Annotated in this window: 24 protein-coding genes, 1 tRNA gene and 1 pseudogene; 18 read left to right on the top strand and 8 right to left on the bottom strand. The window is 69.8% G+C overall.

Annotation, left to right across the window (positions count from 1 at the left end):
* Positions 1–4: 4 nt before the first annotated feature.
* Positions 5–229 (bottom strand): hypothetical protein, encoded by a 225-nt coding sequence (locus D9V36_RS07970; protein ID WP_129293118.1) that lies wholly within the window; start codon positions 227–229, stop codon positions 5–7.
* Positions 230–303: 74 nt separating this feature from the next.
* Between D9V36_RS07970 and D9V36_RS07965 the strand changes: the two genes are divergently transcribed.
* From D9V36_RS07965 to D9V36_RS07925, 9 genes are read left to right on the top strand one after another with little or no spacing between them, the layout of a single operon-like run.
* Positions 304–3,630, top strand: coding sequence for a phage tail tape measure protein (locus tag D9V36_RS07965; RefSeq protein WP_129293117.1), 3,327 nt, complete (start codon positions 304–306; stop codon positions 3,628–3,630).
* Between the two features lie 23 nt (positions 3,631–3,653).
* Positions 3,654–6,596 (top strand): LamG domain-containing protein, encoded by a 2,943-nt coding sequence (locus D9V36_RS07960; RefSeq protein WP_129293116.1) that lies wholly within the window; start codon positions 3,654–3,656, stop codon positions 6,594–6,596.
* A 13-nt stretch (positions 6,597–6,609) separates the two neighbouring features.
* Positions 6,610–7,170 (top strand): hypothetical protein, encoded by a 561-nt coding sequence (locus D9V36_RS07955; RefSeq protein ID WP_129293115.1) that lies wholly within the window; start codon positions 6,610–6,612, stop codon positions 7,168–7,170.
* A gap of 8 nt (positions 7,171–7,178) precedes the next feature.
* A complete protein-coding gene (locus tag D9V36_RS07950) occupies positions 7,179–7,403 on the top strand; it encodes a hypothetical protein (RefSeq protein WP_129293114.1) in 225 nt (74 codons plus the stop codon).
* 57 nt (positions 7,404–7,460) lie between these two features.
* Positions 7,461–8,273: a hypothetical protein gene (locus D9V36_RS07945; RefSeq protein ID WP_129293113.1), complete on the top strand. Its 813-nt coding sequence runs from the start codon at positions 7,461–7,463 to the stop codon at positions 8,271–8,273.
* Between the two features lie 32 nt (positions 8,274–8,305).
* Positions 8,306–9,058 (top strand): peptidoglycan-binding protein, encoded by a 753-nt coding sequence (locus D9V36_RS07940; protein WP_129293112.1) that lies wholly within the window; start codon positions 8,306–8,308, stop codon positions 9,056–9,058.
* 51 nt (positions 9,059–9,109) lie between these two features.
* Positions 9,110–9,370 (top strand): hypothetical protein, encoded by a 261-nt coding sequence (locus tag D9V36_RS07935; protein ID WP_129293111.1) that lies wholly within the window; start codon positions 9,110–9,112, stop codon positions 9,368–9,370.
* Positions 9,370–9,804, top strand: coding sequence for a hypothetical protein (locus D9V36_RS07930; RefSeq protein WP_129293110.1), 435 nt, complete (start codon positions 9,370–9,372; stop codon positions 9,802–9,804). The genes D9V36_RS07935 and D9V36_RS07930 overlap by 1 nt, the downstream gene beginning before the upstream one ends.
* Positions 9,794–10,147: a hypothetical protein gene (locus tag D9V36_RS07925; protein ID WP_129293109.1), complete on the top strand. Its 354-nt coding sequence runs from the start codon at positions 9,794–9,796 to the stop codon at positions 10,145–10,147. The genes D9V36_RS07930 and D9V36_RS07925 overlap by 11 nt, the downstream gene beginning before the upstream one ends.
* Positions 10,148–10,196: 49 nt before the next feature.
* Here D9V36_RS07925 and D9V36_RS40780 read toward each other — a convergent pair whose 3' ends face one another.
* On the bottom strand, positions 10,197–10,352 hold the full coding sequence (locus D9V36_RS40780) for a hypothetical protein (protein ID WP_164992902.1): 156 nt from the start codon (positions 10,350–10,352) through the stop codon (positions 10,197–10,199).
* A 61-nt stretch (positions 10,353–10,413) separates the two neighbouring features.
* Between D9V36_RS40780 and D9V36_RS07920 the strand changes: the two genes are divergently transcribed.
* The 8 genes from D9V36_RS07920 (at position 10,414) to D9V36_RS07880 (ending at position 17,358) form a co-directional block, all read left to right on the top strand.
* Positions 10,414–11,055, top strand: coding sequence for an HAD family hydrolase (locus tag D9V36_RS07920; protein WP_129293108.1), 642 nt, complete (start codon positions 10,414–10,416; stop codon positions 11,053–11,055).
* A 107-nt stretch (positions 11,056–11,162) separates the two neighbouring features.
* Positions 11,163–12,353: a helix-turn-helix domain-containing protein gene (locus D9V36_RS07915; RefSeq protein WP_129293107.1), complete on the top strand. Its 1,191-nt coding sequence runs from the start codon at positions 11,163–11,165 to the stop codon at positions 12,351–12,353.
* 271 nt (positions 12,354–12,624) lie between these two features.
* Positions 12,625–12,942: a DUF6415 family natural product biosynthesis protein gene (locus tag D9V36_RS07910; RefSeq protein ID WP_129293106.1), complete on the top strand. Its 318-nt coding sequence runs from the start codon at positions 12,625–12,627 to the stop codon at positions 12,940–12,942.
* 5 nt (positions 12,943–12,947) lie between these two features.
* Positions 12,948–13,337, top strand: a complete 390-nt coding sequence (locus D9V36_RS07905; RefSeq protein WP_129298267.1) for a hypothetical protein — start codon at positions 12,948–12,950, stop codon at positions 13,335–13,337.
* A 521-nt stretch (positions 13,338–13,858) separates the two neighbouring features.
* Complete coding sequence (locus tag D9V36_RS07900; RefSeq protein ID WP_129293105.1) at positions 13,859–14,047, top strand: hypothetical protein; 189 nt, start codon at positions 13,859–13,861, stop codon at positions 14,045–14,047.
* A gap of 422 nt (positions 14,048–14,469) precedes the next feature.
* A complete protein-coding gene (locus tag D9V36_RS07895; protein ID WP_241720753.1) occupies positions 14,470–14,625 on the top strand; it encodes a hypothetical protein in 156 nt (51 codons plus the stop codon).
* Between the two features lie 371 nt (positions 14,626–14,996).
* A complete protein-coding gene (locus D9V36_RS07890; protein WP_129293104.1) occupies positions 14,997–16,592 on the top strand; it encodes an aldehyde dehydrogenase family protein in 1,596 nt (531 codons plus the stop codon).
* Between the two features lie 681 nt (positions 16,593–17,273).
* A tRNA-Leu gene (locus D9V36_RS07880) sits at positions 17,274–17,358 on the top strand.
* Between the two features lie 888 nt (positions 17,359–18,246).
* Here D9V36_RS07880 and D9V36_RS07870 read toward each other — a convergent pair.
* From D9V36_RS07870 to D9V36_RS07855, 5 genes and pseudogenes are all read right to left on the bottom strand, one after another.
* Positions 18,247–19,287, bottom strand: coding sequence for an NAD(P)-dependent alcohol dehydrogenase (locus tag D9V36_RS07870; protein WP_241720752.1), 1,041 nt, complete (start codon positions 19,285–19,287; stop codon positions 18,247–18,249).
* Positions 19,288–19,533: 246 nt separating this feature from the next.
* Positions 19,534–19,668, bottom strand: a pseudogene (locus tag D9V36_RS43010) (helix-turn-helix domain-containing protein); the annotation flags it as partial.
* A gap of 276 nt (positions 19,669–19,944) precedes the next feature.
* A complete protein-coding gene (locus D9V36_RS07865) occupies positions 19,945–21,141 on the bottom strand; it encodes an acyltransferase family protein (protein WP_129293101.1) in 1,197 nt (398 codons plus the stop codon).
* Positions 21,142–21,192: 51 nt separating this feature from the next.
* The gene (locus D9V36_RS07860; protein WP_129293100.1) at positions 21,193–21,843 is read right to left on the bottom strand and encodes a TetR/AcrR family transcriptional regulator; all 651 of its coding nucleotides are present in this window, start codon (positions 21,841–21,843) and stop codon (positions 21,193–21,195) included.
* 475 nt (positions 21,844–22,318) lie between these two features.
* The gene (locus tag D9V36_RS07855; RefSeq protein WP_129293099.1) at positions 22,319–23,080 is read right to left on the bottom strand and encodes a 4'-phosphopantetheinyl transferase family protein; all 762 of its coding nucleotides are present in this window, start codon (positions 23,078–23,080) and stop codon (positions 22,319–22,321) included.
* Between the two features lie 433 nt (positions 23,081–23,513).
* Between D9V36_RS07855 and D9V36_RS07850 the strand changes: the two genes are divergently transcribed.
* Positions 23,514–24,335, top strand: coding sequence for an AfsR/SARP family transcriptional regulator (locus D9V36_RS07850; RefSeq protein ID WP_129293098.1), 822 nt, complete (start codon positions 23,514–23,516; stop codon positions 24,333–24,335).
* A 266-nt stretch (positions 24,336–24,601) separates the two neighbouring features.
* Here D9V36_RS07850 and D9V36_RS07840 read toward each other — a convergent pair whose 3' ends face one another.
* Entirely contained in the window at positions 24,602–25,843 is a 1,242-nt protein-coding gene (locus D9V36_RS07840) for an IS701 family transposase (protein WP_431357653.1), read from the bottom strand.
* Positions 25,844–25,856: the final 13 nt, after the last annotated feature.

The following is a 25,856-nucleotide window of genomic DNA, read 5'->3' as shown; positions in this document are numbered from 1 at the left end:
CTGGCTATTCGTCCCCGTCGTCGAGAGGGCCGAAGGCGCGCTCGGCGACCTCGCGCATGTACGGCATGGCTTCGTCGAGCCGCCGGTGCATCTCTGCCCACTCCTCGGGCGTGCGGGGCGGATCGGCGCAGCCCTTGGCGAACTGGGCGACCAACTTCTCCCCTGCGGCATTCATCTGGGCTGTTGGGGACCTGTGTCCGAGGAACCGCCGGATCAGCTTCATTGCCATGCGGTCAGTATCGCCGTCGTGCGGCCCTGCCCATAACTCCATAGCGAGCGACCTGCGAGGGAGGTGACTCCCTCATGGGTGCTCTGCCCCCGGTGTTCATCGAGTTCCTGGGCCACTCCAAGGGCGTCAAGACCGCGATGGCGGACGTCAAGGCGGAGATGGCGGCCGCCGACGCCTCCGGGGCGGGCGCTTTCCGCAAGACCGGCATGCTCGGCAAGGCGGCCATCGCCGGAATCGGCATCGCGGCCGCGGCTGTCGCCGTCCACACGGTGAAGATGGCCGGTGACTTCCAGGTCCAGATGACCCGCGTGCGCACCGGCGCCGGCGAGGCCGCGGGCAACATGAAGATGGTCGGCCAGGGCGTCTTGGCCATGGCCGGGCAGGTCGGGCAGTCCACCGAGGAACTCACCTCGGGGCTCTACATGGTCGAATCCGCCGGCTACCACGGCGCCGACGCGCTGAAGGTGCTGCGGGCGTCGGCCATGGGCGCCAAGGTCGGCGCCGCGGACCTGAAGACCACCACCGACGCGGTCACCACCGCGATGAACGCGTACAAGACCGGCGCCGGGTCGGCGACCGAGGTCACGAACGCGCTGATCGCCACCGAGGCCGAGGGCAAGACGAACCTCGAAGCCCTCGCCGGCAGCATGAGCAGCATCCTGCCGGTGTCGGCGGCCGCGCACGTCAAGCTCAACGAAGTGCTGGGCGCCATGGCCACCATGACCGCCCAAGGCACCCCGGCCGCGGTCGCGGCGACCTACCTGCGCCAGACCATCGGCCAGCTGTCCAACCCGTCCGGCAAGGCCGCCCGGGAGATGACGGACCTGGGCCTGTCGGCGGTGAAGGTTGGGCAGAACCTCGGCAAGCGGGGCCTGGCCAGCACGCTGACGATGCTCACCGACGCCATCCAGCACAAGATGGGCCCGGCCGGCACCGTCCTCATCTCTCACCTGCAGAAGGCCGCGCACAACACCACGGCGTTCCAGAAGGAGCTGGCGAACCTCTCGCCGTCGCAGCAGACCTACGTGGGCGCGCTCGCCACGATGGTGGGCGGCACCAAGTCGATGCAGGCCGCGCTGCAGCTGACCGGCCCGCACATGGCCGACTTCAAGCGGAACACCGAGGGCATCGAGGAGCACGTCAAGGCCGGCGGCAAGTCCATCGAGGGATGGGCGGACGTCCAGAAGAACTTCAACCAGAAGATGGCCGAGGCCAAGGCGTCGGTGCAGTCGCTGGGCATCCAGATCGGCCAGCAGTTGATGCCGGTGGCCCAGAAGATCATCGGTGTGGTGGCCACGGCCACGTCCTGGATCGCCAAGCACTCAGGGGCGGCGAAGGTCGCGGCCATCATCATCGGCGGGGTCCTGGTGTTCGCCATCGCGGCCCTGACCGCCGGGCTGTACAGCATGGCGGCCGCCGCCGCGGTCAACCCCGTCACCTGGATCATCGTCGGCGTCATGGCGCTGGTCGCGGCCATCATCTACCTGGCCACGCACTGGAAGCAGGTGTGGGGCGTCATCAAGGCGGTGGCGGCCGCCGTCGGCCACGCCGTGGTCGCCGCCTGGAACTGGGTCGCCGACGGCACCAAGTCCATCTGGCATTCGATCACCAGCGGCATCAGCGCCGCCTGGCACGGCATCGGCGCGTTCTTCGCCAGCGCCTGGCGCACGGTGACCGCGCCGATCGTGGCCGGCTGGAACTGGCTGAAGAGCATCACCAGCAGCGTGTGGAACGGCATCAAGGCCTTTTTCATGAAGTGGTGGCCGCTGCTGCTGGCCATCTTCGCCCCGCCGATCGCGCTGGTCATCAGCATCTGGAACCACTTCCACACCCAGATCACGAACACCGCCAAGACCGTGTGGAACGGCATCAAAGCCTTCTTCGTCGCCATCTGGAACGGCATCAAAGCCGCCGCCGGCGCCGTCTGGGGCGTGATCAAGACGGTCATCGTCAACCCGATGAAGGCCGCCTGGAAGAGCCTGATGAGCGTGTGGACCACCATCAAGGGGTGGCTCACCCAGCAGTGGAACCTCATCAAGGCCACCGCCGCGTTCATCTGGTCCGGGATCAAGGCCGGGATGATCAACCCGATCGTGTCGGCGTGGCACACGATCTCCGGCACGATCAGCAGTATTGCCTCGACGATCTCGCGCGGCCTGCACAACGCGTGGAACGCCGTGAAGAACATCGGGTCCAGCTTCCTGTCCATCGGCCGGAACATCGTGATGGGCATCGTCCACGGTGTCACCGGCGCCGCCGGCTCCCTGTTCTCCTCCCTCCAGAACCTGGCCGAGGGCGCGCTCAACTCCGCCAAGTCCTTCCTGGGCATTCACAGCCCGTCGCGGAAGTTCGCGGAGATCGGCGCGTACATCAACGCCGGCCTGGTGCAGGGCCTGACCGGCTCCGCGGCCCGGGTCCGCTCGGCGTCCATCCGCATCGCCAACATGCTCTACCGGCAGTTCGGATCCCGCAGCCACCAGGGCCTGCAGAACCTGGTGGCCCGGGACGGGCGTGCCCTCAACCGGCTCGCCGCCCAGCGGGTCAGCATCGCGTCCCGCCTGAAGGCCGCCCACAAGCGGCTGGCGGACCTGCAGAAGGACTGGAAGAAGACCCGGGACGACGTCGCCAAGTCCGTGATGGAGAACGTCTCCGTGGTGACGGCTCTGCCCGAGGGCAGCGTGCAGCTGACCAGTCAGGACGTCGTGGCGAACATGCGCACGCAGGTCGCCAAGGCCCGGAAGTTCGCCGCCGAGCTGCAGACCCTCCGCAAGAAGGGCCTGTCCACTGAGCTGGTGCAGCAGATCGCATCGGCCGGCGTCGACCAGGGCGGCGCCACCGCCGCAGCCCTGGCGACGGCCAACCGGTCACAGATCGCCACCATCAACAAGCTGCAGAAGTCGGCGAAGTCCGCGGCCGGCTCCGTGGGATCCGCCGTCGCTGACAGCATGTACAAGTCGGGCATCGACTCGGCGAAGGGCCTGATCAAGGGCCTGCAGTCGCAGCAAAAGGCCATCGACAAGCAGATGGTGCGCATCGCCAACAGCATGAAGACGGCGATCCGCCGCAGCCTGGGCATCCACTCGCCGTCCACGGTGATGGCCGAGCTGGGCAACTACACCGCTCAGGGCATGGCGCAGGGCATCGAGTCCGGCACCCACCACGCGGTGACCGCGGCCGCGGCCATGGCCGGCGCCGTCGCGGGGGCGGCCATGCCGCAGGTCCCGCGCCTTCCGGCGCGCTCCTGGAATCCCGCGGCCGACGGCCAGGGCGGCGACCAGCTGGTGGAGGTGACCACCGTCGTCCAGCTCGATCGTGACGTCCTGCTGCGGCAGGTACAGCGCGGCACGCTGCAGCACCGGCGCCGCAACCTCACCAACGGCCTCGACCTGGCCCGCGGCTAACCCCTACCGATCGGAGGCCGTCTGTGACCGTGCCCACCGGGTTCCCCATCGCGGACGGCCCCCTGATCGCCTCCTGGCCGCGCCTGCTGCTGCAGGTCGCCTGGACGTCCGGGGGCAACGCGTCGGCCAGCAACCACTGGTACACGCTGACCAAGCGGATCCGCGGCAGCTGGAAGGCCGCGCCCAGCGGCCGGCAGTACGAGACGGACAGCGTCCAGTCCGGGACCGCATCGTTCGTCCTCGACAACCTCGACGGAGCACTCGACCCGGACAACACCGCCAGCCCCTTCTACCCCTACGTGCTGCCCTACCGGCGCCTGCGCCTGGTCCTGCAGACCGCCGCCACCCGCAACCTGCTCTACTACTGGGTGGCCAACGGCACCCAGACCACGGCCATGGCCGCGACCGCCGGCACCATCGACGTCGTCACGGGCCTGTCCACGTCGCCGTCCGGGCTCACCACGGCAGGCACCTGGGCCCTGCCGAACGCGACCGCGTCCGGCGCCGTCTACGGCCTGTCGGGCGCGGCGGCGTCCTGGCTGACGAACGACTGCGAGGGCACCACCGTCACCCCGGGCGCCTCCTACGCGGCCGGCGTCGAAATGCAGCTCGCCCCGGGCGGCATGTCCTCCCTGAGCATGCAGCTGCGCATCGGCTGGTACGACCTGAGCGGGACGCTGCTGTCGACGACCACCGGCATCAACACCGCCATCACGACCAGCTGGAGCGGCCGCCTGACCGCGGCCGGCACCGCCCCGGCCAGCGCCGAGTTCGCCATCATCTCCGTGGCGACGACGGCGGCGACCACGGCCGCGACGACCGTGCGCGTCACCGGCTGGCAGCTCGAGCAGGGATCCGCCGCCACCGCCTGGACAGGAGCGGGCGACTGGTTCCAGATCTGGCAGGGGTTCGCCGAGAGCTGGGTGCAGCGCTACGAGCGCGGCGGCAAGTACGGCCTGGTGGAAGTCGCCGGGGTCGACGGCCTGGCGCCGCTGTCGCAGCTGACGCTGCAGGACGTCATGCCGCAGTACCTGGCGAGCATCGCGCCCGCCAACCAGCAGTACGTCTACGACCTCGCCGCCCCCGGCGCCAGCCCCATCATCAACGGCGGCTCGGCGTTCCTGCCGATCTCGGGCACGGCCGCCACCGGCGCGGGCCTGGACGTCGTCGGCGCGAACATCGCCTACGGCACATCGATCACCTCCACCACCGACCAGGGCAAGCTGTGGAACGTGGACGGCCCAGTGACCACGCTGCTGTCCAACCAGGCCAGCGCCCTGGGCAACTCGGCCGGCGCCACCTACCTCCAGCCGTGGGACGGCACCGACCGCCTCACACTGCCCGCCGCCGGCTGGACGCGGATGATCTGCTTCCGCACCACCGCCACCCCCGGCACCGGCGGCCGCTTCACCCAGGCCGCCCTGTGGGCCTCCACCGGCCCGGGGTTCATCTCCGCCACCGGCGACCAGTCCGGGGCCCTGATGGGCATCTACTCCACCGGCAGGACCGTCGCAAAGGTCCAGAACGCGGCCGGCGCCGGCGTGTACTACAACGGCTCGGTATCCGTCTGCGACGGGAACTGGCACTGCGCCGCGCTGACCCTGAGCGCCGACGGCAAGACCGTGCACATGGTGGTCGACGGCGTCATCAACACCTCAACCGCGGCCAGCAGCATGGGCTCCTCGACGTACACCGTCGATGCCGTGGGCGCGCTGCTCACCACCAACGGGAGCGGGGAGAACACCCAGCCGTTCAACGGCGACATCGCCTGGTACGCCCAGTGGAACACCGAGGTGGACCTCCTCAGCCTGAATGTCCTCACCCGCGGCTTCGCAGGCGGCTGGGCGCAGGATGCCATCACCTCGCGCATCGACCGGCTGCTGGCCCTCGCCCAGTTCCACCCCGGCAGCCAGCTGCCCGGTGGCACGTACTACGGCTCCTCGGGCACCCTCGGCGGCACCACGCTCAACGGCCGCACCGCGCTGGACGCCATCCAGCAGGCCGCGGACACCGAGGGCGGGCAGTTCGTCATGGACCGCTACGGCACCCCGACCCTGTACGGGCACCTGTGGCGCTGGATCCAGAGCGTTCCCCAGGCCATCTTCGGGGAGAACAACGCGGCCGGAGAGATCCCGTACCAGGAAGATGTGACCTTCGCCCAGGACCCCGCGCGGCTCTTCAACGATGTGCAGGTCACCGTCGAGGGCGCCCTCGACGCGACGGACAGCAACACGCTGCAGCGCGTCACCGACACCGCGAGCCAGTCCGCGTACTTCCCGCAGTCCATGACCCGCAGCATCAACTCGGCAAGCGTCACCACGGGCCTGAGCATCGCTGAGTACCTGCTCAGCCAGTACAAGGACCCCCACACCCGCCTGGGCGGCCTCACCGTCGACCTGGGCAGCGCCCCCGGCCGGATCCCCACGATCGCCGCCCTCGGCTTCGGCACCCTGGTGCGCGTCATGCGCCGCCCCGCGCTCGCGCCCGCCAAGCAACTGGACTGCTTCGTCGAGCAGATCGAATGGTCCGGCTCGGAAGACGACCAGCTGCAGGTCCACATGCAGATGTCCCCGGCGAGCCAGTACACGTACTGGATCGTCTCCGCGGCCTGGGCCGCCCTGGCCACGTCGCCGAGCGCCGGCGCCACCGCCCTGACCGTCGGGCCGATCTCCGGGAACAGCGCAATCGCCGCGCAGTACGTCATCCCGGCCGGCTTCACCATGACCCTCGGGTACGGCACCGCCAACGCCGAGACGGTCACCGTGGCCTCCGTCCAGACGGTCACGGCCGGCTACACCACCGTGCAGCTGACGCTCACGGCCGCGACGACGAAGGCCCACACGGCAGGGGACCTGATCTGTTCCCCGAAACCGGGCTCCGCCACGGTCCCGCCCGGCGTGACCTACCCCACCTGCTACGACGGCGCCGCCAAGTTCGGCGGCACCAGCCCCCTCATCGGCTACTGAACGGGAGGCCCAGATGGCCGCACCCAGCATCACCCCGGCCGTCGTCGGCTTCTCCGCCTCCGACGCCTGGTGGAACTCGCAGGTCTACAACCCCATCGCCTACATCTACGGCCAGCTGCCCATCGAGGCGTACAAGACCGCGGACACCACCCGCGCCTCCACCACCACGTTCGCCTCCGACCCGGACCTGACCGTGAGCCTGGCCGCCAATGCCGTGTACCGGGTTGAGTTCTTCATGCACTACGCCGCCACCGACGCCGGCCGCTTCAAGACGATGTGGGCGGTGCCCTCCGGCGCGACCGGCGTGCGCTCGGCCGTCGGCCCGGACCAGGGCGCGATCCTCTCCGGCACCTCCAGCGGCGGCGCCAGCCGGTGGGGCGTCCACGCCTACAGCACCACCTGCATCTACGGCACCAGGGACGACACCGGCAACCAGTGCTTCGCCATGGAGGAGTCCGTCATCACCACGACCAGCGCCGGTACCTGCGCGCTGCAGTGGGCGCAGGCCACCAGCAACGCCAACGCGTCCAAGCTCGCGTCCGGCTCGTACATGCGCGTCAAGCGCCTCGCCTAGGAGACACCATGCAACCCAGCTACCCCTTCTGGTCCGTCACCGCCAACGGCCCCGACGAGACCGGCGTCACCCTTGAGATCCGTGCGGAGATCGGGGCAGGCGGCGGCCTGCCCGGATTCGAGGACGCGAGCACGGTGGTCCAAGCGGTGGCCGGCCTGTTCGCCGCAGTCGAGGGGACCGAAGTCCGGATCACCGCGACGACCCTGCACGCCGATCCCCTGCCCCTCGGCTGACCTGTCCCATCTGCGCCCGCCCCGACACGGGGCGCTTTTTTATGCCCGGAGGCCCCGTTGATCCGCTTCATTGACGAGCACCCCAGCCATCACGGCGGACGGCTGGGCCGCCACGTCGAGCACGATCCGCGCTCGCGCACCTATGCCCTGTCCGAGGATCTGCTGCCCAGTACGTACGCCTCGGCCACCCACACCGTGCGCATCCCGGTGCTCAACCAGGGCGCCCTCGGCTCCTGCACAGGCAACGCTGCCGAGGCCCTCGCGGGCTCGGACCCGCTGTACGGCGCCATCCCCGACACCGCAGCCGCCCGGCCGACCGGCGACGCCACCGCCGACGAGCACCAGGCCGTCGCCCTGTACACCGCGGCCACCCGCCTCGACAGCATTCAGGGCGTCTACCCGCCCACGGACACCGGATCCACCGGCCTGGCAGTCGCCAAGGCGGCACAGCGAGCCGGCCTGATCTCCGGCTATCAGCACGCGCTTTCGCTGGACGCCGCGCTCAAGGCGCTCACCGCGGCGCCGCTGATCATCGGCGTGAACTGGTACGAGGGCTTCGACAGGCCGACCACCGACGGGCTCGTCAAGGTCACCGGCTCGGTCCGCGGCGGGCACGAGTTCCTGCTGTACGGCATCGACTCGTCGACAAAGACCGTGCTGGCCCGCAACAGCTGGGGCCCCGCATGGGGAGCCGGCGGCTGCTTCGCGTTCAGCTTCGACGACCTGGGCCGCCTCCTCGACGAGGACGGTGACGCCACGCTCTTCGTGCCGCTCACCAGCCCGGCGCCCACCCCCACGCCGCCGCCCGCCGATGTCGACGCCGCGCTCGTCGCCGCGTTCCAGGCGTGGCGTACCGCCAAGGGGTTCTAGCTCACACAAACCGCACCAGAAGGAGGGAAACCATGCCCCGTATGCCCGGCGCCACGTGGCGCCCCGTCATCAACGTCCACAAGGACGGCACGAAGGAACACCGCGGCCTGGTGCTGCACGTCCAGGCTGGGGACAACAGCCCGTTCGGCTGGTTCAACCGCTCGGACTCCCAGGCCAGCAGCGATTTCTGGGTGAGCAAGACCGGCGTCATCGAGCAGTACGTGGACACCGGCGTGGACTACGCCTGGGCGCAGGCCGGCGGCAACCCCTACTACGCCAGCGTGGAGACCGAGGGCGAGCCGTCGGAGCCGCTGACCGCCGCTCAGGTCGAAGGCGTCGCCGAGATCTACGCCTGGGGCCACAAGACCTTCGGGTGGCCGCTCGTGGTCATCGACTCGACCACCGCTCATGGCCTGACCTGGCACGGCGCGGGCGGCGCCGCGTGGGGCGGGCACACCGGCTGCCCGGGCGACCTGCGGAAGAAGCAGCGCGCCGACATCATGGCCCGCGCCACCGTTCTGGCCGGCGGCAAGCCAGCCCCAGCAGTCCCGCCGTTCCCGGGCCGGCAGTACTTCAAGACCGGCGTGAGCAGCCGGTTCGTGACCCAGCTCGGCGAGCAGCTGGAAAAGCGCGGCTTCGGCAAGCACTACAGGCAGGGCCCCGGCCCCAAGTGGGGCGAGGCGGACCGACTCAACGTCCGCGACTTCCAGCGCTCGCGCGCGGAGCTGCGGGGCGACGCCGACGGCTACCCGGGGCCCCTGACCTGGCGCCTTCTCTTCTCCTAGCCCATTCCTCGGGGGCCACGGGGCCGCCCGACCAGCAGAACGGATACGACCATGAGTGCTCCTACTCCTCTTCCCGACGTGCAGACCGTGATGAAGACGGCTCGCGTCTACGCCCGCGATCTCGTCGAGCGCGTCGCTTCGACGTTCGTGCAGGGCACCCTCGGCGGCATCGTCGTGACGACGCCGCTGGATCTGTCGATGTGGCACGCCGCGGCGGTTGGCGGCGTGGCCGCTGTGCTGTCCCTGGGCAAGGGGCTGTTCGCGCGGCTCGGCGAGGTGAAGAACTCGGCGAGTCTCGCCAAGGGGGTCTGATGCGGTGCCGCGCGGCCCGGCGGCTCCGGCGAACGCTGGGCCGCCGCGGCGCGATCCTCCTGTCGTACGGCACCGTGTGGGCCCTGTACGGGTATGGGCAGCTTGTGCAGCCGCAGCCTGATCGGCGGGGGCTGCATCTGCTGCTGTCGCTGATGCCGTTGTCGGCGTGGGCGTGCTGCTGGATCGTCGCGGGGGCCATTGCCGTCGCGGCCGCGTTCGTGCCGCAGGGCGCGGACTGGCCCGGGTTCGTCGCCCTGGTCGTGATCGTGTTGCCGTGGATGCTCGGCTATCTGCTGTCGTGGTGGCCGCTGGAGACGTTTCCGCGGGGGTGGGTGGCGGCGGCGATCTGGGGGTTGATCGCCACGCCCGTGATCGTGGTCGCCGGGTGGCGCGAGCACCCGCGGCCCAGAAGGGTGGGGCGCCGTGAGTCCTGAGACATGGGCATCGATCGCGGTGTCGGCGGTCACGGGGGGCTGCGGGGTGTGGGCTGCTCGCTCGGCTCGCCGGACGCCGCGGCAAGAGCGCCGCGATGATTTCACGACGGTCACCGACCGGCTGGACAAGGAGATCGTGCGTCTCCAGCAGCGTATTGGTGAGCAAGAGACGGAGTCGGCCCGGCAGCGGGACCGTATCGGGGACCAGGACCTGGCCCTGGGCTGGCTGCTCGCCCGGGTGCGTGTCCTTGTCGGCTACATCCGGCAGTCCGGGCTGGAGCCTCCGGCCCCGGCGCCCATGTCGGAGCGAGCCCGGCAGTACATCCACCACATCGACGTGTGAGAACGCGCCCCGCTCCTGCCGTGTGCAGGGGCGGGGCGCTTCGTCGTGTTCAGGCCTGGTGGACGGCCGCGGCCCAGGCGGCGAGCAGCTGCTCGTACTGGGCCTGCTCCTCGGGCCACAGCGGCCGGCCGGTGCGCTCGGCCATGAAAGTGCGTATCGCCTGGTTGGCCTCGGCGGCAGCGTCCGGGACGCAGGGGGTCGCCATGCGCGCATCGTACGGCCCGGGCCCCGGCAAGCGCACGCAGATCGGCCCGTAGGCTGCTGCCATGATCCGTGCAGTGGCATTCGACGTCGGCGAGACGCTGATCAGTGATGACCGCGTGTGGGGCGCGTGGGCGGACTGGCTCGGCGTGCACCGTCACACGCTGTCGGCTCTGGTCGGTGCGGTCGTGTCGCAGGGCCGGGACAACGCCGATGCGCTCCGGCTCGTCAGGCCGGGCGTCGATGTGGAGGCCGAGCGGGCGGCCATGGAGCGGGCGGGCCAGGGGGAGTTCCTCGACGAGTCGGACCTGTACGCGGATGTCCGCCCTGCGCTGGCTGCGCTCCGGGCTGAAGGCTTGCGCGTGGTCGTGGCGGGCAATCAGACGGCGCGGGCTGGCGCGCTGCTGCGGGCTCTCGACCTGCCGGTGGATGCGGTGGCCACATCCGGGGAGTGGGGCGTGGCCAAGCCGGCGGAGGGATTCTTCGCACGCGCTGTCGAGCTGGCCGGTGTCCCGGCGGGGGAGGTGCTGTACGTCGGCGACCACCCGCAGAATGACGTGCGGCCGGCACGCGCGGCCGGGCTCCGTGCCGCGCACCTGCGGCGGGGGCCGCTCGGGCATCTGTGGGCGGACAGCGAGGATGCGCGTGCTGCTGACGTCCAGATCGGTGGTCTGGCGGAGTTGGTGGACGCGGTCCGAGCCCTGTAAGCGTCAACGGAACGGCCCCACCTGCACCAGCAGGTGGGGCCGTTCGCGTTCCCGGACCGTGACGGCGCCGGTACGGTTCGGAGTGGCTGCACCGAACGGAGACCAGTATGCCCAGCATTGTGTACCGCGGGGTAGGCCCTCGCATCGCCTACGAGCGTCGCATCGCCGGCCTCACCCAGGCCGAGCTAGCGCGCGCCGCCGGGACGGGCCTCGGCACGATCCGGAAAATCGAGCGTGGCGAGCGCGGTGTGTCGGATGCTGTCCTGGATGCCATCGCGGACGCACTCGACATCGACCCGGCCCGGCTGCTGCCCGATAAGGAGCGCCCGGACGACCGCGTGCACCGGGCCATGCCGGGGCTCTCCTCGGTCCTCGCGACGCACGACGTCCCCGGTGATGGGCCGTACCGCTCACTGCCGGCCCTCGCCGAGGCGGTCGCGGCCGTCGTCGCCTGGCGGCTCGGCGCACAGTACGTGCGAGTGGCTCGTGCCGCGCCGGACCTGCTGGCCGAGCTGTGCCGCGCGCTGCCGGAAGCGACACCGGGTGATCGCCCCGCTGTCGCCCGCATGTTGGTGGATGCTTGCCGGGCCGCGGACGCAGTGGCCTACAAGTACGGCGCCCGGGATCTCTCCGCCCGCCTCATCGACCTGATGCGCTGGGCCGCTCGGCAGGCGGATGACCCACTGGTGGACGCCACGACGGCGTATGTCCGAACGGAGACGTTCTTCGCCGCCAAAGCCCACGCCGCGGGGCTCCGTGCCCTCGAACTCGCCGCGGACCAGGCACCGAAGTCCTCGGGTGCCGAGGGTGTCGCTGCCCGCGGCGCTCTGCACATGCGCGCTGCTGTGATCGCGGGCCGGGCTGGTGACGGCGACTCGGCAGAGACACACCTCGACGCCGCACGCGTCCTCGGCGACCAGATTCCGGAGAGCGTCTACCGAGGGACGGCCTTCGGCCCGGACAGTGTCCGCATTCACGAGGTGTCTGTGGCGGTCAGTCTCGGGGATGGCCACCTGGGCAGGGCACTGAAGGTGGCACGCGAGTGGGCGCCGCCGCGGGACCTGCCGGCCGAGCGCCGGTCCGGCTTCTACATTGAGCTGGGGCGCGCACAGCTCTGGTCTGGCCGCGCGGATGCGGCCTTCGAGTCGCTGAAGGTCGCGCGGCGGATCGCGCCGCAGCACGCGCGCGAGCACCGCTGGGTGCGGGAAGACGCAGCAACGCTTCGCCGGCTGAAGCGGGCGGATGCCGAGTCGCTGTCGAACTTCGCTGAGTGGTGCCACGCTGGGGCGGGCGCCTGACCGGTACCCCTCACAGGGGTACTTGAGGGGCTGTCGGAGGACGAACCTCTTCTTGAGCCAATCGGCACAGGGAGATGACCGTGACCGCAACGACAGCTCCACCCGCAGATCCGGACGTAAGTATCGTCCGGCTACACGCGGAGGCGTGCTACTGGTGCGGAGCCGCGCACCAGGCCCTTACCCCGGCCGGGTCGGTCACCACCCCGGTTGAGGGCGGCGTGCGCGAGTGGTTCATCGTGGCCTGCCCGCTGCACAGGAACCGGCGGCCCCGATGACCGCGACCGCCGGCGCGCCGAGCCGCGACGAGATCCAGGAGACCGTAGACCGCGCCCTGCAGCCGGGCCCGCCCCCGCCGTACGACGAGCTGGTGGCGCTGGAGCAGACGCTGCTCCTCATCATCGCGGACCTGTACGCCACGGTCGCCGAGCAGCAGCTCGACGCGCGGATGCAGGGCAACCTCACCGCGATCCGCTACCAGACCGCGGTCGGGCTGGGTGACGGGCTGGTGTCTGCGCATCAGCAAGTGCGGGCGCTGGCCCGGGGTTGTCAGTGGCTGCTGAAGCAGCGCGCCACGGGGGCCCGCCGGTGACCGGCATGGCGCCGCTGGCGTTCGTCTACGACCGGTGCGCGAGCCGCAGTGCCCGCCGGCAGCTGGAGATGCGGCTGATGGGGTGCCACGCCCACGCGGACCGCATGGGGTGGGTGCTCGCCGCCGGCGGCCCGTGGCGGGACCTTGGGGCCGAGGCCCTTGCCCCTCACCGCCCGGCGCTGGGTGACCTGGTCGCGGCGATGCGGGCGGAGACGTGCCGGCGGCCGGTCCTGCTGCTGGTTCACGACTGGGGCCGGCTGGCCACGGATGACACCCATCGGCAGCGGCTCCAGCAGCGCATCGTCGAGGCGGGCGGTTGGACCGCCACGACGTTCGGCGAGAGCGATGAGCCGGCCGCCCGCGCCATCGCGGCAGGAGGCAGGCATGACGGGTGATCAGCGCCGCATGGTCACCTACCTGGTGTGCCTGGCTGCCCTCGCCTTCGTGCTGGCAGTCGGTATCGCAAGGGGGCCACGATGACCAGCTCGCCCCGCTGTGACTGCGGCATCACGTGGGTGCTCGCCCGTCCGTCGAGGCGGCCCTACCCCTGAGACTCCCGCAGCGCAGGCGTCCCCCGTCGTCGGCGCCGCGGGCCCGCCGGCCGCCGCACACCTCACCGCGGCGGCGGCCGGCACTCCTAACGAACAGGAGAAGTCCTTGAATACCGCGAACTGCCCGATCTGCAAGGGACCGTGCCGCCACCCGCGCAGCCACAGCCCGATGGCGTCGGAAGAGGCCGTAGAGCAGCCGGCCGCCGCGACCTGACCGCGGCGGCCGGCACCCAAGCCCCCGCCCCAGCGCCCTGGGATGGCACCCGCGCCGGGGCGGCGATCACCCGCAGGGGAATCCCCCTGCGGACCCGGGCCACACCGACAGTACGACCGGTGCGGCCCCTCACGAAAGAGGAGGTTGATCGATGAGCGCCATGATGGTTGAGACGTACGAGACGCGCACACCCGACGCCGATGGCTGGCACGGGGTCCCCTTCCGGTACCCGGAGGACATCGCCGCGGTCGCCGAGGCCGACGGCGGGAAGCACGATGGCGGTCCGATGCCGCCCGAGGCACCGCCGCAGCCCCAGCCGCAGCCTCAGAGCGGCAAGTAGCACGTGAGTTCGCGAGGCCCTGTCTTCGCGGCGGGGCCTCGCCGTGCCAGTCGGCCTGTCCGTGATGGAGAAGCTGCAGCCGGCGCAGTCCGGATCTTGGTGGTGCGGGTCACCCCCAAGGGTGATTGCATAGTGAATCGAATGCATGTTCCCATGATCTTGACGTCGAGCGATGGCGCCCCACAGGCGGGCGCCGGGTGGTAGCCGAAGGCGGCACCTTCCTTACTGCCCGGCGCCCTGAGCCCCCTCCCTTGCGGGAGGGGGCTCGTTTCCGTTGGGGGTCTGACGTGCAGCTATGTGGGTGCTCGCGGGAGATATTTGGGAGACGCGCGTCCGAGTCCAGCCCGTGAGCAGAACGTGGGAGACCGTGCGCGGAGCGGGAGTTCGGAGGCATGGGCCGTCGCCAAGAACCCCCTGACCTGGTGTCTATTGACCCCGGCCGCTGGTCCGGGCACCGGGCGTCCCGCCTGGAGAAGTTCCTCAACTTCATCATCGGCGAGGTCGTCCGCCACCACCGGGCGATCGCCGACCGTACGCAGGAGGCGACGGGGGAGCCGGCTGAGCCCGCAGCCGGCTGAGCCCGTACGTACGACCGACGAGGGTGGGCGGTGCCGCGAGGGCGCCGTCCACCCTCGTCGCATACGCCGGGCCGGTCCCCCAGCGCCCCCCCCGGCCCGGTGCCGGAACTGACCGCCCACCACGCCGTGTTGCTGCCGTCCGCCGGGAGTGTCCGCGGTCCGCGGGAGGCCCGTGCCGCCGCCCGGGGCCACGCGGTCGCCTCACCCAGCTGGCCCCGTCGCCCGCGCCGAGTGACACTCGCCATACCTGACGCCGGACCGTCCCGCGGTGCCACCCTGCCCACTACCGTCCAGTAACACGGTTCCTCCGGGAGCCGCCCGAGCGCCATGACCCTGCCCCTCCGGCCGTGCACCGAGAGCGGAGACATCCGATGGCCCCCACCACCGATTCCACCTCGAACCCGCAGCGGAACGAGCACCCCGCGCCCGCCCCGACGCTTCTCCTCAAGCCCGGAACGTCCTGGCAGGACGCCTGGCAGCGCAGCCTGGCCGTGGCCCCCGAGGCTTTCCGCGACGACCAGGCCCTCAACCTCTGGGCCGCCGCCTGGCATCCGGACGGTGACCCGCTGCCCGCCACCAGCCCGATCGACAACACCCCCATCGCCGGCCCGCCCCGCCTCGACGCGGACGCCGCGCTGCACGCCGTGCGCGCCTGCCTCGACCAGCACCGGGCTTGGCGCCACGTCCCGTTGACCGAGCGCAAGGCCCGGATCTCCGCCACCCTCGACGCGCTGACCGAGCACCGCGAACTGCTCGCGCTGCTGCTCGTCTGGGAGATCGGCAAGCCCTGGAAGCTCGCGCAGGCCGATGTCGACCGCGCCATCGACGGCGTCCGCTGGTACGTCGCCGAGATCGACCGGATGCTCGCAGACCGCACGCCGCTGCCCGGACCGGTCAGCAACATCGCCAGCTGGAACTACCCGATGTCGGTGCTGATCCACGCGATGCTCGTCCAGGCGCTGGCCGGCAACGCGGTGATCGCCAAAACCCCCACCGACGGCGGGCTGGTCTGCCTCACCCTCGCCTGCGCCCTGGCCGCCCGCGAGGGGGTCCCGGCCACCCTCGTCAGCGGCAGCGGCAAGGAACTCTCGCCCGCCCTCGTCCGCTCGCCGGAAATCGGCTGTGTCTCCTTCGTCGGCGGCCGGGACACCGGTGCCCGCGTCGCCACCGCCGTCGCTGACCTGGGCAAACGCCATATCCTCGAACAGGAGGGCCTGAACACCTGGGGCATCTGGAACTACACCGACTGGCAGTCCCTGACCCCTCTGGTGCGCAAGACCTTCGACTACGCCAAGCAGCGCTGCACCGCCTACCCCCGCTTCGTCGTCCAGCGCGAGGCCTTCGCCGACTTCCTCGCCGCGTACCTTCCGGCCGTACGCAGCGTCCGCTTCGGCCATCCCCTGGCCGTCGCCGACCCCGCCGATCCGCTCCCCGAACTCGACTTCGGCCCGCTGATCAACGCCGCCAAGGCCAAGGAGCTCGCCGACCTCACCACCGAGGCGATCTCCCGGGGCGCCGTTCCCCTGCACCGCGGCAGCCTCGCCGACGGCCACTTCCTGCCCTCCCAGGACACCTCGGCATACTTCCCGCCGACCACCCTCCTGGCCCCGCCCCCCTCCTCCCCGCTACACCACGCCGAGCCCTTCGGTCCCGTCGACACCCTCGTGCTCGTCGACACCGAGGCCGAACTCCTCGCCGCCATGAACGCCAGCAACGGCGCCCTGGTCGCCAGCCTGTCCTGTGACGACAAGGACACCTACGACCGTCTCGCCCCGCAGATCCGGGCCTTCAAGGTCGGCCACGGCAAGCCCCGTTCCCGCGGCGACCGCGACGAGCTCTTCGGCGGCTTCGGCAACTCCTGGAGCGGCGCCTTCGTCGGCGGCGAACTCCTGGTCCGCGCGGTAACCGAGGGCCCCCCGTCCGAGCGGCTGCCGGGCAACTTCCCCGACTACCACCTGATGCCGTAGCCCTGTAGCCGCGCCGCGCCGCGCCGCCACCGTCGCCTGGCCGCACGCCGTAAGGCAGCACGGCCGCCCGGCCGCAAGCCCCACCGGAACCGCCCTACCCGATCCCCTGCCGGTCGGGGCGCCGGGCGAACCGCTGGTCCGCAGCCGTCGGCACCGCACGCTCCACCGCCTGCAACAGGAGCGTGCGGTACCGCAGCAGCGACACCTGCCGCCCCTCGCTTCCAGCAGCAGAAGATCACCGATCCCCGCCACGATCCGTCGGGGGTCACCAGCCCGAGCCCAAGATCCTGGTGAAAGGCGCGCTCAAGCCCTACCGACACCGTCTACCGCAGCGCCCGCCGCGGCGGCGCTCCGCCGCGCTCCGCCGGCACCGGCGTCCCCGACACGAAGTCACCGATCCACGGGACAGCCGCAGGACGACCTCTACTGCCGTGCCCCCCACTACGGCAGCACCGCGCACCCCAGCCCTGCGGTCGGCGCGAACCAGAGCATGTCCCGCAGACGCTCCCGCAGCGGCGAGCGCGCCCGTGGCCTGCGGGGGCCACCGATATGCGGTACATGTCACTCATTGCCCATAAATCGCGGTTATGTGGCGAGAGGATGCGCAGGTGAAGGGCACTCCGAAACCTTGGTATTGTTGTCCATGTCGCCGCGGGGAACGCCCCGCGAAGATCACACCTAGTCCGGGTGGCGGAATGGCAGACGCGCTAGCTTGAGGTGCTAGTGCCCTTTATCGGGCGTGGGGGTTCAAGTCCCCCCTCGGACACACACGCAAAATGCCTGGTCAGTGCGCTGACCAGGCATTTTGTGCAAGGATTCGATCGAGTGGTCGAAGTGGGGGATCTGAACTCTCGGTCAGGTGGTGCGCCGAACTGGGATTTCTCCCGAGCTTGCTCGTGGGGGTTCGTGTCGGCTCCATGTGAAGATCGCGTGCGCTCGAGGCTTGCGTGCCTACAGTGTCAGGACTCTGACCTGCGCTGTTGTCAGTGTGTATCGTGGGGGCATATCGGTGTGCTGTCGGGTACGCGGAGGAGAACCTTCGGTACGACGAGTTCGCCGTGGGGCGCGGATCTGCCGAGTCATGCATGCGGGCGTGCCTCTGCCATGGGATCTGGGTTGACTCGACAGCGTCGCTGCACAGAGGTCGTCACATCTGCGGAGCCCCGAAAGAGTTGCTGCGCTCTCGCTACCAGTAGTTTGTTAACCGGGCAGTAGACGTTGAGGGGTCTCCCTCTGGTGACTGCCTCGATGAGGGCTTGCAGTTGGCTGGGTGATGGTGTGTTGGACCATACCTGCCACCAGCGCCGTAACGTAATCGATGGGGTCGGTCAGCTATGGGAGGCAGATGGTCCCCCTCTCTGGCCGTCTTGGCGGGAGGCGGAGTCTGCAGCGAGGGTTCAGGCCGGGCGGGCTGGTCGAACCAGGTAGTCCAACAGACCGAGAACGCGCAGTTGGCCAGGGAATGGTGGCGTCGGATTGCCGTATCGGAGCGGACTTGGAAGTCGGCCCAGCCCAGTTCGTCCTTCATTGCCCTACGGACATCGCCTGCAGCTACAGGCGATGCCGCAGCCGCAGCTCCGTAGGGGCATCGGAGCGACCAGAACGGCGACGGGCTTGATCGCCGTCGCGTCGCGCGGGGGCGGTCCAGCGGCGTTCAGCCGTTCGGCAGGATCACCGCACGGCCGATGATCTCGCCGGCGTGGAGCCGTTCGTAGGCGAGCGGCGCGTCATCTAGGGAGAACGTCTCCGTGTGAACGGACACGGCACCGGAACGGGCCAGTGCCAGCACCTCCACCAACTCGGTTCGGCTGCCCCAGTACGGCGCGTTGACCGACACCGCGTGGGGGAGGTAGCCGAATCCGACCGGCAGGGCGCCGCCACCGATGCCGACGATGCTGATGTCGGCTTCGACCGCGGCGACCTCCCCGGCCGTCCTGACGGTGGGCGGCGTCCCGACGAAGTCGAACACGGCCTCCGCTCCGATGCCGTCGGTGAGTTTCCGCACCACGCTCGCGGCCCCGGCATCGGACAGGACGGTCTCGTGGGCACCGACCTCGCGGGCCAGCCGCAACTTGTCGTCGCTCACATCGAGGGCGATGACGCGAGCCGGAGTCAGGGCACGGAGCAACTGGATCGCGACGTGCCCGAGACCACCTGCACCGATGACCACCGCGGTGGATCCCGACGTTAGCTTGGGCAGCGAGCGCTTGATCGCGTGGTACGGCGTCAGCCCCGCGTCGGTCAGCGGAACCGCCGCGACCGGGTCGAGCCCGTGGAGGGGTACCAGATGCCGCGGGTTGTCCACGAGCAGGTACTCCGCTATTGCTCCCGGCGCACCGAGTCCCGGCGGACAGATGCGGAGCTCGTCGGCGCGCAGACAGTAATTCTCTTTGCTCTCCGCGCACTTAGCGCAGCTCCCGCAGCCCCACGGGCCGTACACGGCGACCGCCGCGCCCTCCTGCACCGCCGTCACGCCCGCGCCCACGGCGACGACCGTCCCGACGCCCTCGTGGCCCAGCGTGAGCGGAAGGTCGTAGTGGAGCCTCTCGGCGTGTCTGTACATCACGACGAAGTCGGAGTGGCACACGCCGGCGGCGGTGACCTTGAGCAGGACCTGGCCGGGGCCGGGCTCAGGCTCGGGGACGTGCACCACCTCGGGCGGTGCGCCGACGGTGCGGTACTGGAGGGCCTTCATGGCGGTGGCCTTTCGACTGGAGGTCGGAGAGGGCTTGCACGGCGGCGGTGGGGTCGCAAGCCACCAGTCGACTCGGCAACCGTATCCGGCGCCGTTTCGGAGTCGCGATGCTGGCTCTCGACAACGGAAAGTCGCTATGTCTCCGGGATGGCACACCCGCCGCATAGCCGTCCCGCCCCTGCGCGTCAGGTGGGCTGTCGAAGGCGATGCCTGTAGGCATCCGTCCACCTGGACAGTTGGCCTGCCCGGCGGCGTCTGCTTGGCCAGCGCGATGATCTGCGACCGCTTGGCTTCGGCGGTCCGTCGAGGCCGGCCACTGACCGGCCGGTCCTCCAGCCCCTCCAGCCCCAGCGCGTTGAACCGGTGTACCCACCACGGCACCGTTTTGCGACCGCACCCAGCTCAGCCGTGATCGCCGAAACTGCATGCCTGCCCAACTCAGTTTCACGATCCGCGCCCGCATCACCAGATCAGCCGGCGCCTTCCGCGCTCCCGCAAGTTTGTCGATCGCCCTCTGCTCGTCAGAACCCAAAGCTTCCCGAGCCCGGAACAACGCCGGCACATCCACTCCCTGTGTGGCCGCAACACACCCATTTTGCCCGCATCTTGAGGAATTGGGCGGTATGGGCGGCTCCGGCGCCGATATGTGCCGCGTGGCTACAGCAACCGGTCGGCCCGGGGGAGGGAGCGGACAGCGTAGGCCACCGCCCAGCACAGGGGCAGCGCCAGGGCGGCGACTAGTGCGAACTTGGCTGCGGCCGGGGCATGCATCCAGCGGAAGGCGAAGGCGAGAGCGACCAGCACCGGTGGGTGGATGAGGTAGACCGCGAAGGCATGTCGGGAGAGGAACTCGGCGGCGCGCCCCTGGCGAATGAGGTGCTCGCGGAAGAACACGGTCAGGCCGGTGATCAGGCCGACGGCGAACGTCGATTCCCAGGCGGCCGTGGCCAGCGAGCTGTCGTGTCCGAAGGTAGACCCGGCTGGCGCGGCGGCGGTGACTATGGCGTAGATGAGTGCTGCCAGGACGGCGACGGCGAAGCCGACCCGGCCGGTGGTGCGGGACAGCGTCTGCGGCCAGCCGCGGCGGAATGCGAGTACGCCGAGAGTGAAGAAACTCGCGTACTGCGGCAGGTAGTTGGGGGTCGGCAGGCCGACAAAGGGGATATACGTACCGGTTGGCACGATGAAGCGCCAGAGGTAGGTTGCGAGGGCGAGAGCGGCCGTGAAAGCGATGATGGCACCCGGCCGCGGGGGTTTGTGGTCGCGCGGTCGCCGTGTGCCGTCCACGATCTCGGTACCGGCCTTCAGAGCGAAGGGTCGGCAGTCGGCGCAGCGGCGGATCAGGACGTAGAGCATGGCGAACAGCAGCAGTACCTCGAGGAACCACATCGGCCCTGGATCCCAGCTCACGATGTAGTACAGCCAGTAAGGCATGCGGTCCTGCAATTGCGCGAAGCCGGCGAAGTTCACCATGGGGCGGATCAGCAGGATGAAGACGAGCAGCGGGATTCCCAGGCGCTTGAGCCGATCGCGGCAGAAGAGGCGCGCGCCCTTGCGTTCGTATGAGAGAGGAGTGAAGTACCCGGCGATCATGAAGAAGAACCCCATGAAGAATGCCTGGTTGAAGGTGACGAAGGAACCCAGGGCCTGCCTGGATCCGTCCTGGGAGGGTTCGGCGTAGTACCAGGCCGCGAAGTTGCCGTAGGTGATGGCGGTGTGGTGCAGCACCACAAGTGCGGTCAGGGTGATGCGCAGGTTGTCGACGTACTGCAGCCTCCCGCGCTCCTGGCGTATGGCGTCGGGCGAGGCTTTCGTGCCCCGCGAGGGTACGTGCTGTGTGTCATTCCTTGTCATCGGCGGTCCCGCCAATCGTATCGGCGGCCGTACTCGGCCGCAGCGAAGTTGTCAGTGGCCGCGCGCCCGGTGTTCCGGTGCGGGTGAACGCTCGGCGCGGGTGGCCTGCTCGAAGAGGTCGGCGAGTGAGCCGGCGTGTGCGACCAGGTCGTGCTCGGGGTACGCGTTCCAGTACGCGAACATCGCATCGATCCCGGCCTGGAGGCTGACGGCCATGATCCGCGCGTCGAGCGGCCTGAAGTCGCCGCGCTCTTGGCCCTTACGAAACGCCTGCTCCAGCGTGGCATAGATCGGCTCGCTGATGACGACGCCATGGCGCGGGGACCCGTCCCTCTGGCGGAAGTTGCTGAAGATCTCGCCGAGCGCGGTGAGCTGGGCGCGGTGGTCCGCCATGTACTCGGCGATGGACTGGATGTAGACACGCAGCCATCCGCCCGCCTCCTCCCGCTCCTCCTGTTCCTGGAGCCTGGGAGCCATGAAGGCGGCGAGGCGCTCGTAGATCTGCTCGACGACCAGCTCGATCAGCTCGTCCTTGCCGGTGAAGTGGTACGAGATGACGCCCTTGCTGATCCCGGCCCGCTCAGCGATCTGAGCCAGCGATGCCTTGGCGAACCCCCGTTCTGCGATGGTCTCGACGGCGGCGTCGACGATCTGGCTGCGGCGCGCCTCCTCGATGAACGAGCGCTTCGACTGCTTCCCCATGCTCAGTTCCTCTCCCCCGGTCCAACTCTCCGGCGGGCTGGCCGCCAAACCGTATTTTGATCGCTCGGCCAGAATTTTAGACACATGGCCAGAGGCCGTCCGAGGCAAACGATGGGGGATTGGCCGGTTGTGATACGCAAGGCAGCCCGGCAACTCGGCTGGAGGATCGGCTGGATCGGGTGGATGGTCTCCTTGATGACGTGCAGGGGGCACTGGACGGCCGAAGAGCGTGCTCGTAGGGCCCAGGGCTGGAACAGTCTCCGTGGATGGCTAAAGCTGGACAGGCTACGGGAGCTGGACGTCGGCCAGTTCGCACTCCATGCGACGCCCGATGGGAAGGAAGTCGGGATCGACGCGTAGGAGCGGGGCGTCATTCTCGTGGTGACGCCTGGCTGGTGAGTGGCGTCGAGCCTCAGAAAGTGCCTGGCAGGTCGCCCGCCTGAAGCCGACGACCGACGTCAGGTAGCGGTGCCGTTCAGTGCCGAATCGGCTGGCCCTTCCCACTGATGCCGACCCGCCCCGGTGCCGCTGATTCCGAGGCGGCTCGAGGAGCCGCGGGAGGTGTGGCGGGGAGGAGCCGGGGGACGGCGATGGCCGTGACGATGAGGCCAGCACGCACCATCCATCGTCCGTCGAATCCCGGCAGCCGGGTGCCTGCCACCTCGGGCCCAGGCACCAGCAGTTGGGCGCGGAAGGTGCCGGCCGCGGGATCGATCCGGATCTCGGCTTCTTCGAATTGCAGCCATCGGTGGGTCAGCGGGAACCACGCCTTGTAGACACTCTCCTTGGCGCTGAAGATGAGCCGACCCCAATGGACGTCGCTCCGGTCCGCTGCCAGTTGCGCCACGTGGGCCCGTTCCGTGGGGCGGAGGACGGTCTCCGTAACCCCGTTGCCGGGCAGCGGACCGTTCGGCTCGGCGTCCACGCCGACGGTGGCCATGTCGGTGGCGCGTGCCAGCGCGGCTGCCCGGTACCCCTGGCAGTGCGTCATGCTGCCCACCAGCCCGTCCGGCCATCGCGGGGCGCCGCGCTCCCCGGGCAGGATCGGCACCGGTTCGTGGCCGAGTCGGGCGAGGGCCTCGCGCGCGCAGGCCCGGACGGTGGCGAACTCCCCGCGACGCTTGGCAACCGCCCGCTCTACCAGGGCGGCCTCCTGCGGAAACAGCTGGGGCAGGGGCTCGAAGTCACCGAAGGCTTCGGCGGTCTCGATCGGTGGGGGCAGCAGCTCGGATATCACGGGGGCCTCTCTGGAGATCCGGCGCCGGCACAGGCAGTGGACCGGTGACCATGGGTTCGTGTGACCGCGTGACCGGCCGCGGTCACTCTACGCGCGACGGCCAACGGCAGCCTCCGTGCCGGGCATTGAGTGGCCCTGGCTCTGCCCGGTGAGCCGGGACAGGTCCCCGTCGAGGCCGACCTGTGCGGGCCCGGCTCCCTCGATCAGGACACCGAGGTCGTCGCGTCGATTCAGCGCAGGCCCGCGCGCCGCCCTGAGAGGAGGACCGACGGGTGAACCCGCGGACTTGGTGCGACCTGTGAGGCTGCTGAGATGGAAGAGCGCTAGAGGATCGCTTGAGGCGGCCCGTAGCCCCACCGGAGTCGGACTAGTTTGCGAATAGCGGTGGATCCATTCGCCGTCGGTGAACCACCGAGAAGGCACGGAGGGGCATGTGAAGATTCAAATTCTGGGGCCGTTGGCTGCCGACGTCCACGGGCAATCGGTCATTCCGACGGCGACCAAGCCGAGGCAGATCCTGTCACTCCTCGCCCTCTACCCGGGACGCGTGGTTCCCATGCAGACGCTGATGGAGGAGATCTGGGGGATGCATCCGCCGAGAAGCGCGATCACCACGCTCCAGTCATACATCCTCCAGCTGCGCCGGCGGATCGGAAAGGCCCTGGGGACCGACGAACCGGGCGACGCCAAGGAAGTGCTCGCCACCCGGCACGGCGGCTACCTGCTCAAGATCCCCGAGGCATGCGTCGACATGCACGAGTACGAACTGCTGGTCGCGGAGGGACGGGCCGCGTTCGAAGCGGGCGACAACGAACTGTCCTCCCAGCGGTTCCGCAAGGCGCTGGACCTGTGGAGGGGGCCCGCGCTGGTGGACCTGAAGGTCGGGCCGATCCTCGAGATCGAGGTCATGCGCCTGGAGGAGAGCCGGCTGGTGGCCGTGGAGCGGCGGATCGACGCCGATCTGCGGCTCGGTCGGCATGCCGAACTCAGCGTGGATCTCACTGAATTGACGGCACGTCATCCGCACCATGAAGGGCTGCACTCGCAGGCTATGGTGGCGCTCTACCGCTCCGGCAGGCAGGGCTCGGCGCTCAGCGTCTATCAGCGGCTGCGAACACGGCTCATCGAGGACCTGGGAGTGGAGCCGTCGCCCCAGCTCCAGCGGCTGCACCAGGCGATGCTCGCGGTGGACCCGCTGCTGAACGTGGCGTCGGGCCCCCAACGGACCTCGACCTTCGACTTGTTCGCGGTGTGACCAGCCAGGAGGCGTGATCCGCCAGGACGCCACCGTGCGCCGGGTGGTGAACCGGCCCCGTTCCTTTGTGCACAGCACGCGGATCCGGGGCCGGTTCTTTTGCGTGGGCCCCTCCGTACGGGGCCCTCTAGTAGTGCTTCGTTAGGTTGTGGCCGGGTGGGTGGTCGTCTGTCTGGGCCGGGTCGGTAGGTCTTGGTGGCAGGTGGGGCATGCGCCGGTCCAGCACAGCAGCAGGTCCTGGAGGGTCTGGAGGACCTGGTAGAAGGTCAGGCCGGCGCTTGGGCTTTTGGGTCCAGGCGCCGGAGGGTGAGGAAGGCGTGGGCGGCAGTGACGAGGGTGACGTGGTGGTGCCAGCCGCGCCAGGTGCGGCCTTCGAAGTGATCCAGGCCCAGGCCGTGCTTCATCTCGCGGTAGTCGTGTTCGATCCGCCAGCGGATCTTCGCGATGCGGACCAGGTGCCGCAGCGTGGTGTCGGCGGGCAGGCTGGTCAGCCAGTAGTCGGTGGGCTCGTCCTGGTGCGGCGGCCATTCGGCGATCAAGGTCTCGGCAGGCAGAACGCCGTCCCACCCGACACGTCCACCAGCTTCCTCCCGCGCTGCCTTCGTCGGCGCGACACCGGCAGGGCGGACCTCCATCACGATGAACCGGCTGGTCATCGCTCCTTTGCTGCCCTGGCGCCAGGTGCAACGCCGCAGCCGACGCCGCCCGGCAGTCGTGACCAGGTCCTTCAGGGAGCGGGCCGGCTCACGATAGCGGGGCAGCCGCGGGGCACCCATCCGGCCTTCTCGTTCCGGCGCAGTGGGAACGAGAAGGCCGGGGTGGGCGCTGGTGTCACTGCGGACGGCCACGACGTAGTCGAGGCCGCGGTCGGCAACAGCGGCACGGAAGGCGTGCATCTGGCCGTATCCGGCATCGGCCACCACGACCCGGCCGGTCAGCCCCCATCCGAGTGCCTCATCCATCACGTCCAGAGCCAGACGCCACTTCTCCCGGTGCCCCACGCCGTCGGGCACCCCAGCCTTCGCACGGCGCCCGTCGGCCGGACCGGCCCACTCGGCAGGCAGGAACAACCGCCAGTTCAGCGGCACGGAAGCGGCGTCGGTGACCGCGTGCAGGCTCACTCCCACCTGACACAGCGACTTCTTGCCCAGCGCCCCGCACCACTGCCGGGCTGCCCCCACCGACTGGTCTCCCGCCTTGGGGAAGGAGGTGTCATCGATCACCCATGCCTCCGGAGCGATCGCCGAGGTCACCTTCGCCGCAACAGCCCGTAGCACCGGAACGTGGTCCCACGTCGACTGGCTGACGAACTGCTGCAACGCCTGCATATTGCCGTCCGGCAGCCGCTCAGCCATCGGCTGGACCGACTTGCGCCGACCATCCAGCATCAGCCCACGCAGGTAACAATCCCCCCACCCACGCTGATCCCTGCGCTTCAACGACGCGAACACCTCGGCAACGAACCCGCCAAGACTCTCCCGCAGTTCCTCAATCTCCCCAAGATCCACGACCAGCAGCATG

This window comes from Streptomyces lydicus (assembly GCF_004125265.1).
GTDB classification, from domain to species: domain Bacteria; phylum Actinomycetota; class Actinomycetes; order Streptomycetales; family Streptomycetaceae; genus Streptomyces; species Streptomyces lydicus_C.
Note: the sequence above shows the minus strand (reverse complement) of the source record. Positions and strands in the feature narration are given on the sequence as shown.